The organism is Actinomadura sp. NTSP31, assembly GCF_041951385.1.
GTDB lineage: Bacteria > Actinomycetota > Actinomycetes > Streptosporangiales > Streptosporangiaceae > Spirillospora > Spirillospora napierensis.
The window spans coordinates 1-14899 of sequence record NZ_JBGNUT010000012.1 but is presented as its reverse complement, the minus strand read 5'-3'; the positions used below and the strand labels follow the sequence as shown (position 1 = coordinate 14899).

The 14899-nt window shown below is 66.8% G+C and carries 15 protein-coding genes and 1 pseudogene; 6 read left to right on the top strand and 10 right to left on the bottom strand.

Annotation, left to right across the window (positions count from 1 at the left end; translation table 11 throughout):
* Positions 1 to 129: 129 nt before the first annotated feature.
* The 7 genes from ACA514_RS21055 to ACA514_RS21025 all read right to left on the bottom strand — a co-directional run bounded on the left by ACA514_RS21055 (position 130) and on the right by ACA514_RS21025 (position 6667).
* The gene (locus ACA514_RS21055; protein ID WP_375042896.1) at positions 130 to 1293 is read right to left on the bottom strand and encodes an epoxide hydrolase family protein; all 1164 of its coding nucleotides are present in this window, start codon (positions 1291 to 1293) and stop codon (positions 130 to 132) included.
* Positions 1294 to 1428: 135 nt separating this feature from the next.
* A complete protein-coding gene (locus ACA514_RS21050) occupies positions 1429 to 2175 on the bottom strand; it encodes an NADPH-dependent F420 reductase (RefSeq protein ID WP_375042895.1) in 747 nt (248 codons plus the stop codon).
* Positions 2176 to 2246: 71 nt separating this feature from the next.
* Positions 2247 to 3311 (bottom strand): SDR family oxidoreductase, encoded by a 1065-nt coding sequence (locus tag ACA514_RS21045; RefSeq protein WP_375042894.1) that lies wholly within the window; start codon positions 3309 to 3311, stop codon positions 2247 to 2249.
* Positions 3312 to 3396: 85 nt separating this feature from the next.
* The gene (locus ACA514_RS21040; RefSeq protein ID WP_375042893.1) at positions 3397 to 4230 is read right to left on the bottom strand and encodes a lysostaphin resistance A-like protein; all 834 of its coding nucleotides are present in this window, start codon (positions 4228 to 4230) and stop codon (positions 3397 to 3399) included.
* A gap of 60 nt (positions 4231 to 4290) precedes the next feature.
* Entirely contained in the window at positions 4291 to 4914 is a 624-nt protein-coding gene (locus ACA514_RS21035; RefSeq protein ID WP_375042892.1) for an NADPH-dependent F420 reductase, read from the bottom strand.
* Positions 4915 to 5254: 340 nt separating this feature from the next.
* Positions 5255 to 5878, bottom strand: coding sequence for an NADPH-dependent F420 reductase (locus ACA514_RS21030; RefSeq protein WP_375042891.1), 624 nt, complete (start codon positions 5876 to 5878; stop codon positions 5255 to 5257).
* A 54-nt stretch (positions 5879 to 5932) separates the two neighbouring features.
* On the bottom strand, positions 5933 to 6667 hold the full coding sequence (locus tag ACA514_RS21025) for an SDR family NAD(P)-dependent oxidoreductase (RefSeq protein ID WP_375042890.1): 735 nt from the start codon (positions 6665 to 6667) through the stop codon (positions 5933 to 5935).
* A 137-nt stretch (positions 6668 to 6804) separates the two neighbouring features.
* Here ACA514_RS21025 and ACA514_RS21020 point away from each other — a divergent pair, with 137 nt between their 5' ends.
* Positions 6805 to 7389, top strand: a complete 585-nt coding sequence (locus ACA514_RS21020; RefSeq protein ID WP_375042889.1) for a TetR/AcrR family transcriptional regulator — start codon at positions 6805 to 6807, stop codon at positions 7387 to 7389.
* Positions 7390 to 7836: 447 nt separating this feature from the next.
* Here the strand turns inward: ACA514_RS21020 and ACA514_RS21015 are convergent, their stop codons facing one another.
* From ACA514_RS21015 to ACA514_RS21005, 3 genes are all read right to left on the bottom strand, one after another.
* Positions 7837 to 8304, bottom strand: coding sequence for an alpha/beta hydrolase (locus ACA514_RS21015; protein ID WP_375042888.1), 468 nt, complete (start codon positions 8302 to 8304; stop codon positions 7837 to 7839).
* A 41-nt stretch (positions 8305 to 8345) separates the two neighbouring features.
* Positions 8346 to 9110 (bottom strand): alpha/beta fold hydrolase, encoded by a 765-nt coding sequence (locus ACA514_RS21010; RefSeq protein WP_375042887.1) that lies wholly within the window; start codon positions 9108 to 9110, stop codon positions 8346 to 8348.
* 95 nt (positions 9111 to 9205) lie between these two features.
* Complete coding sequence (locus ACA514_RS21005) at positions 9206 to 10075, bottom strand: LuxR C-terminal-related transcriptional regulator (protein ID WP_375042886.1); 870 nt, start codon at positions 10073 to 10075, stop codon at positions 9206 to 9208.
* Here ACA514_RS21005 and ACA514_RS21000 point away from each other — a divergent pair.
* The 5 genes and pseudogenes from ACA514_RS21000 (at position 10067) to ACA514_RS20980 (ending at position 14406) form a co-directional block, all read left to right on the top strand.
* Positions 10067 to 10801 (top strand): hypothetical protein, encoded by a 735-nt coding sequence (locus ACA514_RS21000; protein ID WP_375042885.1) that lies wholly within the window; start codon positions 10067 to 10069, stop codon positions 10799 to 10801. The genes ACA514_RS21005 and ACA514_RS21000 overlap by 9 nt on opposite strands.
* A pseudogene (locus ACA514_RS20995) lies at positions 10786 to 10848 on the top strand (hypothetical protein); the annotation flags it as partial. The gene ACA514_RS21000 and the pseudogene ACA514_RS20995, both read left to right, overlap by 16 nt.
* 312 nt (positions 10849 to 11160) lie before the next feature.
* Positions 11161 to 13608 (top strand): RHS repeat-associated core domain-containing protein, encoded by a 2448-nt coding sequence (locus ACA514_RS20990; RefSeq protein WP_375042884.1) that lies wholly within the window; start codon positions 11161 to 11163, stop codon positions 13606 to 13608.
* Positions 13530 to 14051, top strand: a complete 522-nt coding sequence (locus ACA514_RS20985; RefSeq protein WP_375043120.1) for an EndoU domain-containing protein — start codon at positions 13530 to 13532, stop codon at positions 14049 to 14051. Before ACA514_RS20990 ends, ACA514_RS20985 begins: the two co-directional genes overlap by 79 nt.
* Positions 14041 to 14406 (top strand): hypothetical protein, encoded by a 366-nt coding sequence (locus ACA514_RS20980; RefSeq protein ID WP_375042883.1) that lies wholly within the window; start codon positions 14041 to 14043, stop codon positions 14404 to 14406. The genes ACA514_RS20985 and ACA514_RS20980 overlap by 11 nt, the downstream gene beginning before the upstream one ends.
* Positions 14407 to 14899: the final 493 nt, after the last annotated feature.

Here is a 14899-nt window from a genome sequence, read left to right as displayed (position 1 = left end):
GCGATGCATCAGGACATCGGTGACAGTTATGCGTCACGCCTTTGGTAAGGCATGAGGTCCCCCGGCGCTTTTGGTCGATTCAGTGAAGCCCGAGTGATACGCGTGCGCTCCTGAGTTCGGGCGTTGGTGTCAGGAGCGAAGGGTGCGCAGGCCGGTGCGGATTTCGTTGATCAGGATCTCGGGCTGTTCCAAGGCCGCGAAGTGGCCGCCCTTGTCGGCCTCGCCGTAGTGGATCAGATTGCTGTAGGTGTCTTCGATCCAGCTTCGTGGCAGCCGTGGGATGTCTTTCGGGAAGACGGTCACGGCGACCGGAAGTGTCAGCTTCGGGCCGGCGAGAGTGGCCGATCTGTTCTCCCAGTAGATGCGTCCGGACGACGCTGCGCTGTTGGTGAACCAGTAGAGGGATATCGCGTCGAGCATGTCGTCCATGCTGAGGGTGTCCTCGGCGAGCCCGTGGTTGTCGGTCTTGGATTGGAACTTCTCGTAGATCCAGGCCGCCTGACCAGCGGGGGAGTCCGCCAGGGCGAATCCGACGGTCTCCGGCTTCGTGCCCTGAAGGTGGTTCGACCCGCCGAGATAGCCGGTGTAGAGGGCGAGGGTCTCCACGGCGTGGCGCTGTTCGGGCGACAAGGTGTCGGGTATCTGTGCGGGAAAGGCGTACTGGGTGTTCAGATGGATTCCGAGAAGTCCCTCGGGTTGCATGGCCCCGAGGGCGGTGGTGATGACGGCACCCCAGTCGCCGCCTTGTGCGGCCCATCTGGTGTAGCCGAGACGCTTCATCAGCTCCGCCCACGCGCTTGCGATGCGCGATACGGTCCACCCGGTCTCCGTGGGCTTCTGGGAGAATCCGAACCCGGGGAGCGATGGGACGACGACGTCGAACGAATCGGCGGCGTCTCCTCCGAGCGAGACCGGGTCGGTCAGCGGGCCGATCAGCTTCAGGAACTCGACGATCGAGCCCGGCCACCCGTGCGTGAGTATCAGCGGCATCGCGTTGGGATTCTTGGACCTGACGTGGATGAAGTGGATGTCGAGCCCATCGATCTCGGTCAGGAATTGGGGGAAGCGGTTGAGTTCGGACTCGAAGCGCCGCCAGTCGTAGCCGTGCTCCCAGTAGTCGACCAGAGATCTGGCGTTCTCTACGCGAACCCCTTGCGACCAGTCGCCCACCGTTTCCGGATCCGGCCATCGCGTTCTGGCCAGTCGCTGCTTCACGTCGTCGATCTCCGAGTCCGGGATCGAGACGGTGAACGGGCGGACGAGGGCCGAGGCCGGCGTCGTCGGTGCGGTCATTGCCTTCTTCTCTTCTCTTGAGCTTCGAAGCACAGTGCAACGTTGCATAGTGGTGTGCAGCCTGCTGAGGAGCGGGCGTGGTCACAGCAGGCCTCGCCAACCACGGGGTGGGGAACCTGGACTTCGCCCTCAGCATCACCGAACTTCCCACCTGGGCAAACGGGCTCTTCGCACCTGCGGCGGGCACGTACCGCGCCCGCCGCAGCTCGCGGTTACCGCGTTGCGGTGGCCAGTGCCGCGCGGATGGCGTCCTCGCTGGCCGTCTGGCCCTTCTCGTTCGAGGGCGGCCCGTATGGGGTCCCCCACACCGGCGTGTCCGTCGCCTGCCGCCAGCTGTCGGCCAGCGACCCTGCGTCCACGACGCTGTACCCGATGGATTCGATGAATGCGGTCACCGCCGCCCTTCGCCGGCGCGGAGTCCCCGGCGATCGGCAGGTAGGAGCGGTCAGCCGCCCCTTCCGGGCGGGTGAGTGAAAGCAGGTGCTTGAAGAAGATGTTGTTGAACGCTTTCACGACCCTGGCGTCTGGGATGTATCGCAGCAGCAGTTCGCTCGAGGTGAGCGACTTGCTGTCGAGCTCGGGGATGTGCCCGTCACGCTCGGGGCCGTAGTTGCACGTGTCGATGACCGTCTTCCCGGCCAGCGGCGCGGCGGGCACGTCAGGGAAGGCCGTGACCGGCACCGTGACCACGACGATGTCACCGGCCGCAGCGGCCTCCCCGGTCGTCGCGGCGGACGCTCGCGGCCCCAGTTCCGCGACCGTGTCCGCGAGCGTTTCGGGACCGCGCGAGTTGCTGAGCACGACCCGGTACCCGGCCTCGATGGCGAGCCGTGCGATGGTACTGCCGATGTTTCCGCTTCCGATGAATCCCACCGTGGTCATATTTTCAGCATCCCTTCAGAAGATCCGCATGATTGTAGGTGCCGAATTCGTCGTGATTCGGGTCCCTGCCGTCAGCTGGCGGGGAAGTAGTGGCCGTTGTCCAAATCGGCGAGCAGGCCGGGCTGAGCGGGTTCCCAGCCGAGGGTCCGGCGGGTGATGAGGTTGGACGCCGGGTAGCTTTGCGTGACGATGTTCGCGAGGAGCCCGAAGTATCCCGGCACCATCAGTTCGTCTGCGGGAATGCTGACGGCGGGCAGGCCCAGGCGGCTACCGATGGCCTCGGCGATCTCGCGGAACGGGATGCCCCCGTCCTCGACTGCGTGCCAGAATCTGCCGGCCGGGCCCTTCTCCAGCGCCAGGCGGAACAAGGAGGCGGCATCGCGGACGTGCACGGCGTTCCACAGGTTCGCGCCGTCTCCGGGGTAGCCGGCGAAGCCCTTGTCCTTCGCGAGCGCGATCAGCATGGCGAGGAAGCCGGCATCGGCCGTGCTGTGCATGATGTTGGCGATCCGCACGACCGAAGACCGCACTCCACGCTCGGCGAGGTCGATGACGGCGGTTTCCACGACATTGCGGACCCGCAGGGTGCCCTTGTGCTCATCGCCGACGGGAAGGGCCGGGTCCTCCTCGGTGGCCGGGCGGCCCAGCTTCCCGGACGAGCCGATGCTCCCCGCCGCGACCAGCGGCTTTCCGGTTCCCGCGAGTGCCTCGCCGTAGGCGAGCATGACCGGGAGCTCCGCGGCGGACACGGCGTCCATCCCGCCGAGCGGAAGCAGGTCCTGCCTGTGCGCGACGTGGATGACGCCGTCGGAGTCCGCGGCCGCCTCCATGAGCCCGTCGAGATCCTCGAGGTCGCCGCGGCGCACCTTCGCGCCGAGCGCCGAAACCGCCGCCGCGGCCGTGTCCGACCGGGCCAGGCCGGTGACCTCGTGCCCGGCTGCGATGAGCTCGGGGATGATGTACGAACCGGAATGGCCGGTCCCGCCAGCGACGAAAACGCGCATGCTACTGCTCCTTGTGAATAATGTGGCGCGAGAAGTGGTGGCGCGGGCGCGTTCAGCCAGAGACGTTGACGCCGAGGTCGATGTTGAACCCTGCGCCGTGGCGGGCCGGGCCCCCATCAGCAGCGGGCCCACTCCTTCCAGCCACCCAACGCGAGCGGCACTCCCGGACCGGTGACGTCGATCTGCCATCACCGGTCCAGGACCCGCCGGAGTTCGATCACTTGGCGAGCGCAGCGGCCACGTCCGCCCGGGCCGAGCGACGGACGGGGACCACGTGACCACGCCGGTCTGCCAGCCACATGAGCACGACGGTGGCCACCACGCCGAACACCACGGCGTACACACTGCCCTCCGGTCCGAAGTCACCGCCCGTGACCAGCTCGGAACCCGACATCGTCGCGTCCAGCAGGCCCTTCGGGGTGTTGCTGCCGGACACCTCGGTGCTGAAGATGGCGCTCGCGGCAATGTTCCAGCCGAAGTGCAGACCGATCGGCACCCACAGCTTGCGGGTGGCGATGAACGCGGCGGTCAGCATCCCGCCTGCCTCGATGGCGATGGCGATGGCGCCCCACAGGGTGGCGTTCGCGTTGAGCAGGTGGAGCAGGCCGAACAGCGAGCCGGTCAGCACGAGCGCGATCCAGGTTCCGGTCCAGCGCTCGACGTTCCGGAACAGGACACCGCGGAAGACCAGCTCCTCGGTCACGGCGGCACCCGCCATGATGCCGAGCAGGCCGACGGCGCTCGCCGGCGAGCCCAGGCCGTTGATCGTGTAGTCGCCGAACAAGGCGATGTTCGCGATGACCGCCCCGAACAGTGCGATGCCGAGCAGCGTGCCCCAGCCGATCCCGGCGCCCGCTCCCTCCAGTGACACCTCGACGGGGGCCCGGTGCTCGGTGCGCCGCACCACCCAGCCGTAGACCGGGATCGCGACGACGGCCGTCAGCAGGCCGGCGACGAGCGCCGGCCAGGGGTCGTCCTTCACCGCCGCGATGCCCAGATTGCCGAGGATCCAGACCGCCACAACCGCCAAGAGTTGCCATATCAGACGCACGATGACTCCTTCGAGGAGAGTCCGCGGGGGGAGCGCCGCGAGCTACTGGCAGGGGAGCGCTCAGCCGGGGAGGTCGACGCCGAGGGCGATGTCGAAGGTCCCCGCTCCGTTGCGGGCCAGGCCCATCAGCAGCGGCCCGACCCCTTCCAGCCAGCGGGCCATTTCCAGGCCGCCGACATCGAGCGGGCGCAGTCCGAGGCTCTCGATGAACGCCGACACGTCGGCCTTGGCCCGCGCGTCATCTCCGGCGAAGAACACGTCCAGCCGGCGCCCCTGGGCCAGCACGTGGCCGAAGACCGTGTTGAACGCCTTCACGACGTGCGCGCTCGCCGGGACCGCCTTGGCGATCTCCTGCGCACCGGACGTGCCTTCAGGGGTGACGAGCCCGGTGGCGTCGGCGTTGAACGTGTTGGAGATGTCGATGACGAACTTGCCGGCCAGTGCATCCCCGTACTGGGCGACGACCGGCACGGCGCTGGCGTATGGCACGGCCAGGACGACGATGTCTCCGACCGGGACGGCGCCGAATGTCCCGACCGTGGCCCCGCCGCCGAGCGTCGCGGCCAGGTCCTTCGCCTTGGCCGCGTCGCGGCCGATGAGCTCGACGGAGCTGCCGCCGGCGACCGCGCGTGCGGCTATGGCGTGGGCCATGCCGCCCAGGCCGATGACACTGATGCTGCTCATGGTGCGTGCTCTCTTTCTCTGTTCTGAGATGAACGGCATGCCCGCCCGTCATGCGTGTCGATGCTTTCCGTGGCAGCCGATTCGTTCGTTCTTTCGGTGGTCACAACCGGCCGGTACGCGCGATCACCTGAGCGTGCTGGTGTTCAGGCGTATCCGGCTGGTCGCCACCGCAGCGAGGGTCCACAGCGGCATCGGATCGAGGGAGCGGGTCGTTCTGCGGCCCGTGGGCCAGATGGCTGCTGTCCGTATCAACGGGCGTGACCAGGTGATCGCCGACCCACGGGGTGTCGTTGAGGAAGGGCCCGGCAACGGGAATGACAAGACCGAGCCTCATCGCGACTCAGCCGGCGGTCTCGTTGACGCCGAGGGCGAAGTCGCCGTGGCCGACTCCGTTGCCGGCGAGGCCCACCGTGACCACGCCCATTCCTTCCAGCCAGTGCGCCATTTTCAGGCCGCCGACGTCCAGCGGGCGCAGTCCGAGGCTCTCGATGAATGTCGCTACGTCCGCCTTGGCTTGCGCATTGTCGCCGGCGATGAAGACGTTGGGCCGGCCGTTCTCCAGGACACCACGGAAGATGGTGTTGAATGCCTTCACCACGGCGGCGCCGGCCGGGGCGACCTTGGCGACTTCCCGTGCGATGGAGGTCTCCTCGCCGTGGGCCAGTCCGTCGAACGCGGCGTTGAAGGGGTTGCTGATGTCGACGATGACCTTGCCCGCGAGGGCGTCTCCGTACTCGGCGACGACCGGAACGACACCGGCGTACAACACGGCCGTGATGACGATGTCCCCGGCCGGAACGGCGCCCCACTTGCCCGCCGTCGCGCCGCCGCCCAGAGCCTTGGCCAGGGCATCGGCCTTGGACTGATCGCGTGCCATGACCTCGATGGTGTTGCCGCCCGCCACCGCGAGCGTGCCAATGGTACGGGCCATGTTTCCCGCGCCGATGAAGGTGATGCTGCTCATGAGGTGTGCTCTCTTCCCGTTTTGAGGTGTCGCTCTGCATTCCTGGTAGGTGGTTCAGATGGTGGTGGTGCCGCCGTCGGCGACCAGTTCCAGGCCGTTGACGTAGCTGGAGTCGTCGGAGGCGAGGAACAGGGCGACGGTGGCGATTTCTTCGGGGCGGCCCATCTTTCCGCGGGGGATGAGGGACTCGAATGCGGCCTTGGTTGCCTCGTCGAACAGTTCTTCCTGTTTGGCGGTGGCGACCTGGCCAGGGGTCAGGACGTTGACCCGAATCTTGCGGTCGCGTAGTTCGTTGAGCCAGACGCGGGCCCAGGCCTGCTGGACGGCTTTGCTTCCCGCGTAGAGGCTCCAGCCGGGGAAGGCGCCGAGGGAGGCGTTGGATCCGGTCATGAAGATCGAGCCGTGGTCGTTGATCAGCGGCAGTGCCTTCTGCACGGTGAACAGGGTGCCGCGCGCGTTGAGCCAGAACGCGCGGTCGAACTGTTCCTCGGTGATCTCGCCGAGGGCGGCGGGTTCGCCCATCCCGGCGCTGGCCCACAGCACGTCGATCGAGCCCTTTTCCCGCTTGACGGTGTCGTACAAGCGGTCCAGGTCGTCCAGGTCGGATGCGTCACCCTGGACGGCGGTGACGTTGCGGCCGATCAGCTTGACGGCCTCGTCCAGTGCCTCCTGCCGCCGGGCCAGGATGAAGACGTGCGCTCCTTCCTCGACGAACAGCTTGGCGCCGGCCAGTGCCATGCCGGTGGATCCGCCGGTGATCACCGCTCCCTTGCCATCGAGCTTTCCCATGATCACTCCTTGAACTGATGGGTGTCCGGACCGGCCCGACTCTTATGTACACCAGGCAGTGTGCGTAACGTAGCCGATGGCCGCCCGGAGCGCAAGTTATGTACACCGGTTGGTACCGAACGGTCTATGCTGGAGGCATGACGGAGTTGGAGAAGGGCCCTCAGGGCCGCCGCCGCGGCCGGGGGGCCCGCGAGCGCATCATCAGCGCCTCACAGCAGCTGTTCCGCGAGCAGGGCATCAACCGCACCGGCATGGACCAACTCTGCGCCGTGGCCCAGGTGTCCAAGCGCACGGCCTACCAGCACTTCGCCGGCAAGGACGAACTCGTCGCCGAATACCTGCGGCGATTCGATCCCGAGGTCATGTCCGGAGTGTTCGACCGCACCGACCTCACACCCCGCCAACGACTCCTGGCCGCCTTCGAGATGCCCGCGTCCACGCCCCTGTGCCCCTACATCGCGGCGGCCGTCGAACTCCACGACCCTCAACACCCTGCATCCCAGTACGCACGCGAGTACAAGACAGCCATCGCCGCGCGGCTCACCGAAACCGCCCGCGAAGCCGGCGCCACCGACCCCGAACAACTCGGCGAACAACTGGCGCTGCTCCTCGACGGCGCCGCGGCCCGCACCCGGGTCCTCGACAGCGACTCCTTCCCCACCGCCGCCGCCATCGCCGCCGTCCTCATCGACAACGCCATCCCCACTTCACCTGCCCGGTAGCTCCCTCCGCCGCCGGCGCCGGTGACCACCGCGATTTTGCCCTGCGGTCCCAAATCCATTTCGATCCCTTCCTGACGGCACCGACCGCAGAGCCGCCGGTGGTGGGCTACGCGGCGGGTCGCTACCAGCTCGCCTGGAGGCCGTTTCCGGCGAGCCAGGCCAGCAGGCGTCGGCCACCTCACGCCAGCCGTGGTCGATGGTCAGGGTGTGGCCGCGGTCGGGGAACCTCTGGAGTTCGGTGATCGCGGTGGAGTTGCGGTACTGCTTGAGCGTCGCCTTGGTGACGGTCTCGGGGACGGTGTGGTCCTTACCGCCGGCGATCAGCAGCAGCGGTCCCCGGTCGTTGTTGGTGGTGTCGCCTTGGCAGGTGAGCGGGGGGAGAAGTTGGCGGCGGCGGCTTCGAACAGCGGTTTGCCGGGGGCGGGGATGGTCCAGCGTTCGTACAGCTCAGCGGCTTCCTGTGCCGGGACGGCGTTGCCGAACTGGTCGAGGGTGAGGGAGACGGCTCGGTGCTTGTTGGCCGGGTTCCTGAACACCGGCAGGGTCGAGCGCAGCCCCGACAGGGGGCAGCGGCAGTACTCCCTTGATCTGCGCGGCGTCGATCGCGGCCGCGGCCAGGTCCTGGCCGAGCAGCTTCTCGGCGATCATGCCGCCGAGGGAGTGGCCGATCAGGATCGGTTTGACGTCCAGAGCGGTGATGATCTGCGTGTAATGGGCGACGACGTCGTCGATGCCATGGTCGGCGATGCTCGCCGGGTCCTTGCGGGACAGTTCGACGGTCTCGCCGTCACCCGGCCAGCCGGGAGCGATCGGTTCATAGCCGGCGGTCCTGAACGGCTCGGCCCAGGAGGACCAGGAGGTGGCGTGCAGCCATAGGCCGTGGATGAAGATGACGGGAGTGGCCGGTGTGGTCATCGGTCGCTCCTGTTACTCGTCGGTGTACGGAATGCGGCTGGTCATGACTGGGTGATGTTCTTGATCGCCTGGGTCGCGGTCGCGGCGGTACGGATGTGGCCGGCGACGGCTGCCGGTTGCGACAGCGCGATCGCGTGTGATGCGTCGACCTCGATGGTGTCGGCCCCGGCGCGCTGGGCCATGTGACGCTGGGCGGCGGGGTGGATCGCCTGGTCGGCGGTCGCCACGACGTACCAGGACGGCAGGGTCTTCCAACCTGCGTCAGGGGAGCTCTCCTCGAACGCCACGGCGGCGATGGGGCGCTGCGCCACGGCCGCCACCGCGGTGAAACGGTCGGGCAGGTCCGCGGCGAACACCGCGGCGAACCGGTCGGTTTTGAGGAACAGTTCCACTGCCTCCTCGCCGTCGCCGGTGCGGAAGGTGGCCGGGCGCAGCGCCGGGCCCAGCAGGCTGTCGGGAAAACGGCCCGCGACGTCCAGCACGCTCTCCCCTGCCTCCAGCGCGAATGCGGTCACGTAGACCAGCCCGACCACGTTGCCCGCCTGGGCTCCGACCCGGGTGATGACCACACCGCCGTAGGAATGGCCCACCAGCAGGACGGGACCGTCGATCGCGGCGACGACGCCGGCGAGGTAGGCGGCGTCGGTGGCCTGTCCACGCAGCGGGTTGGCCACCGCGGTCACGGCGAACCCGTCGGCCTGCAGGTCAGCGATCACGTCCGTCCAGCTTGAGGCGTCGGTGAAAGCGCCGTGCACCAGGACGATGGTCGGTGTGCTGCCGTTTCTGAACGAACTCCGTGTGAGCATGGCCCCACCGTAGGAAGCCGCCCGCGCCCCTCGCGTACGTCACATGACTGCGTCACTGAGCGTCACCCGAGCGAGGGGGGCGCCGTTCGGTGAGATCAGGCCGGTGTGTGCAGGGCCGTGCTCAGCTCGGAGCGCGAGGTGATCGCCAGCTTGGGGAAGATCCGGTAAAGGTGGGAGCTGACGGTCCGATGCGACAGGTAGAGCTTCTCGCCGATCTCCCGGTTCGTCAGGCCGTCGGCCGCCATCTGGGCGATCTGGAATTCCTGTGCGGTGAGCACATCGCGTGCTTGGCGGCCGCGGCTGCGGCTGTTCTCGCCGGAGGCCCGCAGCTCCTGGCGTGCGCGCTCACTCCAGGGGATGACACCCAGGGCGTCGAACGTCTCGCGGGCTATCCGCAAAGGCGCCCGAGACTCGGCCGTGCGCCGCTGGCGCCGGAGCCATTCGCCGTAGGCCAGCTGAACCCGGGCTCGCACGAAGGGCCATCTCCGCAGGTCCGCCGCGAGCGCGGCTTCGAAGAACGGCTCCGCGGCGGCCTCATCGGCCAGGACCGCCCGGGCGTAGCGCAGGTCGGCGTGCAAAGCCGGCGATGGCGTGGTCAGAGCCATCGTCTCCAGTTCCTCCATGATGCCGGCGATCGCATGGCTTTGACCGGTGTGCACTGCGGCATCGGCGAGTTCGGCGACGGCGAAGCAGCGCAGCGCCAGGTGGAAGGCCGGATCGGCGGGGTCGTGCATCCTTCGCAGGTGGTCGTAGGCGTCGGCATAGCGTCCTTCACCCAGCGCTGCCAGACCACGCGCCAGCTGCACCGTGGCCAGCACCGGGCGGGCACCGACCGGCAGGGCCACCTGCTCGGCCGCCGCCGAGAGGCTCTCCACGCGGTCCTGGTCCCCGCGCAGCGCGGCGACCATGGCTCCCGAGGCCTGGGCGATGGCCCGCATCAGCGGCTGGGACGTCTCGTGCGCCACAACACACTGGTCACCTACCGGCTCTCCGACACCGCACCAAGCGCGGTCACCACGCAGACGCTCAACGACTCGGCCGGCTACGTCACCTCGACCGCGCTGTACGACGCGATGCTGCGCCCCATACAGACCCAGTCGCCCTCCCCGCAGAGCGGGCGACTGGTCACCAACACCTACTACGACACCCGCGGCTGGACCTGGAAGGTCAACAACCCCTGGTGGGACTCCGGGAGCGCACCCAACACCACCCTGGTCGGCATCGATGACGCCAAGGTGCCCAACCAGACGGTGACCGACTACGACGGGCTCGGCAGGGCCATCCTGACCACCTCGTACTACCAGTCCCAGATCCGGGAGCGGACCGCCACCGCCTACTACGGCGACAAGACCGTCACCGTCCCGCCCAAGGGCGGCGTCGCGACCCAGACCCTCACCGACGCCCTCGGCCGGACGACCGAGGCTGACCAGTTCACCACCCTGCCCGACGTCACCGTCTCCAACAGCGGCGGCTCCGCCCCGATCACCACGGTGACCATCAGCGGTGGCAGCACCAAGACGGCCAACGGTAAGACCCAGGGCACCGCCTACACCATCGACCCCCTCGGGCACCAGACGGACGTGACCAGCCTCGCCTCAGGCGACGCCTGGCACGCCGACTACAACACCTGGGGCAGGTCACCACCAAGAAGGACCCGGACGCCGGCACCTCAACGCTGCTCTACGACCTGACAGGAAACCTGCTCCAGACCACCGACGCCAAGGGCGCCACGCTGTCGTTCACCTACGACGCACTCGGCCGCAAGACCGGCTCCTACCACGGCCCCGCGACCGCCCAACCCGCCCCCGCGCAGCAGATCGCCTCCTGGACCTACGACAACCGCAACCCGGACGGGTCGGTCGCCGTCACCGGCCTCACCAATCCCATCGGGCACCTGACCTCCTCCACCGCATACGGGCCCGGCGGCAACACCACCGTCAACGGCCAGACAGGCCTGCAGCGCGGCTACACCTCCCAGATCACCGACGGCTTCGACGCCTTCGGCAACACACTCGGCACCACCGTCACCTTCCCCAAGAGCGAGGGGGGCTTGGCGGGGGACTACACCTTCTCCCGGAGCTACACCGACACCACCGGGCTACCCTCCTACGCCCTCTATCCGGGCAAGGGGACGCTGTCGGATGAAGAGGTCGACTACGGCTACACCGGGCCGCTCGACCTGCCCGCCTCCATCGGCGGCGACAACGCCTACGCACTCGAGGCGACCTATACCGCCTACGGCCAGGTCGCCCAGACCAAAGTCGGATCAACGCGCACCAACGCGTTCATCACCAACGCCTACGACGACCACACCCAGGCGCTGACCGACACCCAGTTCACCAACCCCGCGGCCACATCCGTCCCCATCGACCAGACCAGCTACAAATACGACCTGGCCGGCAACCCCACCAGCCAAACCACGATCCGCCAAGGGACACAAGCCGAAACCCAATGCTTCGGCTACGACGCTCTGGACAGACTGAGCCAGGCATGGACCGCCACCGACGCATGCAAGACCGACCCCAGCAGCAACAACGGGGCCACCGTCGGGTCCGGCATCCAAGGCGGCATCTACTGGAGCACCTGGACCTTCGACGCGCTCGGCCAACGCCAGACCGAGACCCGCCACGGCACCGGCGGCGCCGGCGACACCGCCACCACCTACACCTACAACGGCGCCGGCAACCCCCAGCCCCACGCGCTGACCGCGACCAGCACCACCACCGCCGCGGCCCCCGGCGCCACCCCCACCACCACACGCACGCAGGCCTTCACCTACGACAAGACCGGCGACACCCTCGAACGCACCACCACCAGCGACCCCGGCCAAGCGGACGAGAAAAAGAACCAGGACACCCTCGGCTGGGACGACACCGGCCAACTCACCTCCGTCACCAACGGCAGCGGCGGCCCCAGCTACATCTACGACGCCGACGGCCAACTGCTCCTGCAAAAAGACTCCGACACCAAAACCACCACCCTCTACCTGCCCGCAGAGCAACTCACCCTCAACACCACCACCGGCGCCATCGGCGGCACCCGCTACTACGCCCTGCCCGGTGGCGCCCAAGCCGTCCGCACCGCCGACGCGACCGGCACCAAGTACTTCTTCCAGACCGCTGACCAGCACGGCACCGCCGACCTCACCATCGACCCCGCCTTCTCCACAGCCACCTGGCGCCAGCAGACCCCCTACGGCGGCCCCCGCGGCACCAAACCCGCCAACTGGCCCGACAACCACGAATTCCTCGGCCAACCGCAAGACGACACCACCGGCCTCACCAACATCGGCGCCCGTTGGTACGACCCCGACCTCGGCCGCTTCGCCAGCCTCGACCCCATCTTCCAAGCCACCGACACCCAACAGCAAAACGGCTACACCTACGCCGCCGACAACCCCATCGCCAAAAGCGACCCCAGCGGCCTGTGCGCACCCGACATCGGATGCCCGACAAACCCCGACCAACGCCGCGGAACCGGCCGCCACAGTGACGGCGCCGCCGGCGGATGCGCCTACTGGACCATAGCCGGATGCGGCACCGGAAATGGCGGTAGCTCCGGCAGAGGGAACTACGGCAACGGCGGGACCGGCAGTGGCGGCGGCGGAAGCAGCGGCGGCGGCGGGGCCGGCAGTGGCGGCGGCGGAAGCAGCGGCGGCGGCGGGGCCGCGTCGCATCCGCGCCCCAGTTGCAGTGTCATGTGTCAACTCAGGAACGTGGGCAATGGCGTTGTCGATGGAGTCGGCCAGGTCGGGGCCGACCTGGGCAAAGAAATCGGCCACTTCTTCACCAACCTCGCCGGCAGCCTTGTTGGACTCGGATGCATTGGCATGCCAACCGTACAGGGCGCATGCCTCGGAAATACCGAAGCTAACGAAAACGCGCAAAACAAGAAAATCGACGAGCACCTAAATGTTCACGTCAATCTCGGAGGTGATACCAAGAGCCCCACATATAAGATCACTAAGACCGTCACGGAAATCGTTGCTCCAGCGCTCATCCCGGGCGGCGAAGAGGAGAGCGCGGCGGTCGGCGCCGGCATAGTCAGACGCACCGTATCCCGCATTGCGCGAAGGTTCGGTAAAAGCGACAGTTTCTCCGGCGCGACTCCCGTGCGCTTGGCCGACGGCGCCACAAAACCCATCAGCCAGATCAAGGTAGGCGACAAGATAGCCGCCGCCGTACCGATAGGGCTTGCTGGGAGCCCGGCGCCTGACCAAGCCCACAGGGTCACCGCCATACACATCACCCACACCGACCGCGACTACACCGACGTAACCATCCCCACACGCGCCGGCCCCCAGGCGATTCACGGCACAGCCCACCATCTCTACTGGGACGTCACCAATTCCGCATGGACCCCCGCCGACCACCTCCGTGTCGGCGACCAGCTCCAAACCGCCAACGGCCACACGTCACGATCGCCGGCCTGCACACCTTCACCGCAGCGATCACGACCTACAACCTCACCATCGACGGCCTCCACACCTACTATGTAGAAGCAGGCGCCACCCCCGTCCTCGTCCACAACTGCGGGAAAATCTCGGACGAGACGATGAATCACGTGCTGCATGGAAATGTCAACACAGATGGCGAGTTCGGTGGCTGGCACATGCATCCCGGAAGCGACCCTGAGGCGTATCCAGCGGGTCGTTTTATCAACGGTACACTGGAGATGAATCCAGATGGCACGGCGACAGTACGCGGTACAGTCGGATCATACGACGAAGGTTGGAATCTTACTGCGAAGAATAGTATTGGCCATACCTTCTTTCCGGAGGGCTGGGGGCCGGAGGAGATTGCTGCGGCAGGTGAGGATCTTCTTGCCAATGGCACTTACAGTCGTAACGGGAGCATCGTGACAGGCATGCATCGCGGAGTTTCGATGACTGGCCTATTGTCAAAGGGGGAACTTTCAACGTTCTTCCCGAATGGTGGTTGATATGTCAAATTCGGATGTCGGGGCGTGGATTTTCAACTATTCCGGGCAGTACTGGGTGCCTTCTCGGAGCCCGGCAGCTGATGTGAATCTGTTGCGTGCGGTGGAGACGTTGGCGCTCTCCTTTCGATTTAAGGTGTGGCCCGTCGAACTCGCTCTGGAGGCTTGGCTTGAGAATGCTGACGATCGTGCCGATGACGGCATAAATCTCACTACTGTAGTGATAAGGAGAACTGGAAATGGATTGGCGGAAATACGTGATAAATACGGGCAGTTCGATAACGTCCACGTTCCGGTTGAAGAGATCGAGTTGATCTTCAGGTCGTTGATGGAGGCCATTGAGGGACGTTTGGAATAGGTTGAATTTTTCACGGAGTCGCCTTTGTTCGTTAAAGTTTGACAGGGGAATGTGCTGATGAGTTTCTGAGACCTTCATGGCTTCATGACGGATAAATTGATATACGAGGAAGCCCGGGCCCAGTTGGCGTCATAGAAGAGGGCCCAGCCTGCGCGTATCTGGCTGGCCCCTCGGGTCAAGGATAGCCAGCGGCCACGAAACGGTTCCGTCTTCGCCCCGACACGGGGCGAAGACGGAACCGCCGCGCCTCCCATCCCCGCCCCCCGGGGGGCCGGCACGATATCGTCGCCGGCCCTGGACGATGCCTCCGACAGTGACCGCACACAAGCACTTCATAAGCACTCGCGGAGCGACACCGCTTGACTGACTGGGCGTTTCATCCTGCGAGTTCCGTTTGATTTCGGGTCAGGTGCCCCGCCATGTGGGAGTGGATTCGCCGGTGAGGCGGCGGCTCATGAGGTCGATCATTGCGAGGTGGATCATGGCGGTGGAA

Excerpts from the sequence above, each read along its gene's own strand:
- ACA514_RS21055 (WP_375042896.1), bottom strand. The coding sequence starts at position 1,293 with ATGACCGCACCGACGACGCCGGCCTCGGCCCTCGTCCGCCCGTTCACC.
- ACA514_RS21050 (WP_375042895.1), bottom strand. The coding sequence starts at position 2,175 with ATGACCACGGTGGGATTCATCGGAAGCGGAAACATCGGCAGTACCATC.
- ACA514_RS21035 (WP_375042892.1), bottom strand. The coding sequence starts at position 4,914 with ATGAGCAGCATCAGTGTCATCGGCCTGGGCGGCATGGCCCACGCCATA.
- ACA514_RS21030 (WP_375042891.1), bottom strand. The coding sequence starts at position 5,878 with ATGAGCAGCATCACCTTCATCGGCGCGGGAAACATGGCCCGTACCATT.
- ACA514_RS21025 (WP_375042890.1), bottom strand. The coding sequence starts at position 6,667 with ATGGGAAAGCTCGATGGCAAGGGAGCGGTGATCACCGGCGGATCCACC.
- ACA514_RS21020 (WP_375042889.1), top strand. The coding sequence starts at position 6,805 with ATGACGGAGTTGGAGAAGGGCCCTCAGGGCCGCCGCCGCGGCCGGGGG.
- ACA514_RS21015 (WP_375042888.1), bottom strand. The coding sequence starts at position 8,304 with ATGACCACACCGGCCACTCCCGTCATCTTCATCCACGGCCTATGGCTG.
- ACA514_RS21010 (WP_375042887.1), bottom strand. The coding sequence starts at position 9,110 with ATGCTCACACGGAGTTCGTTCAGAAACGGCAGCACACCGACCATCGTC.
- ACA514_RS20980 (WP_375042883.1), top strand. The coding sequence starts at position 14,041 with ATGGTGGTTGATATGTCAAATTCGGATGTCGGGGCGTGGATTTTCAAC.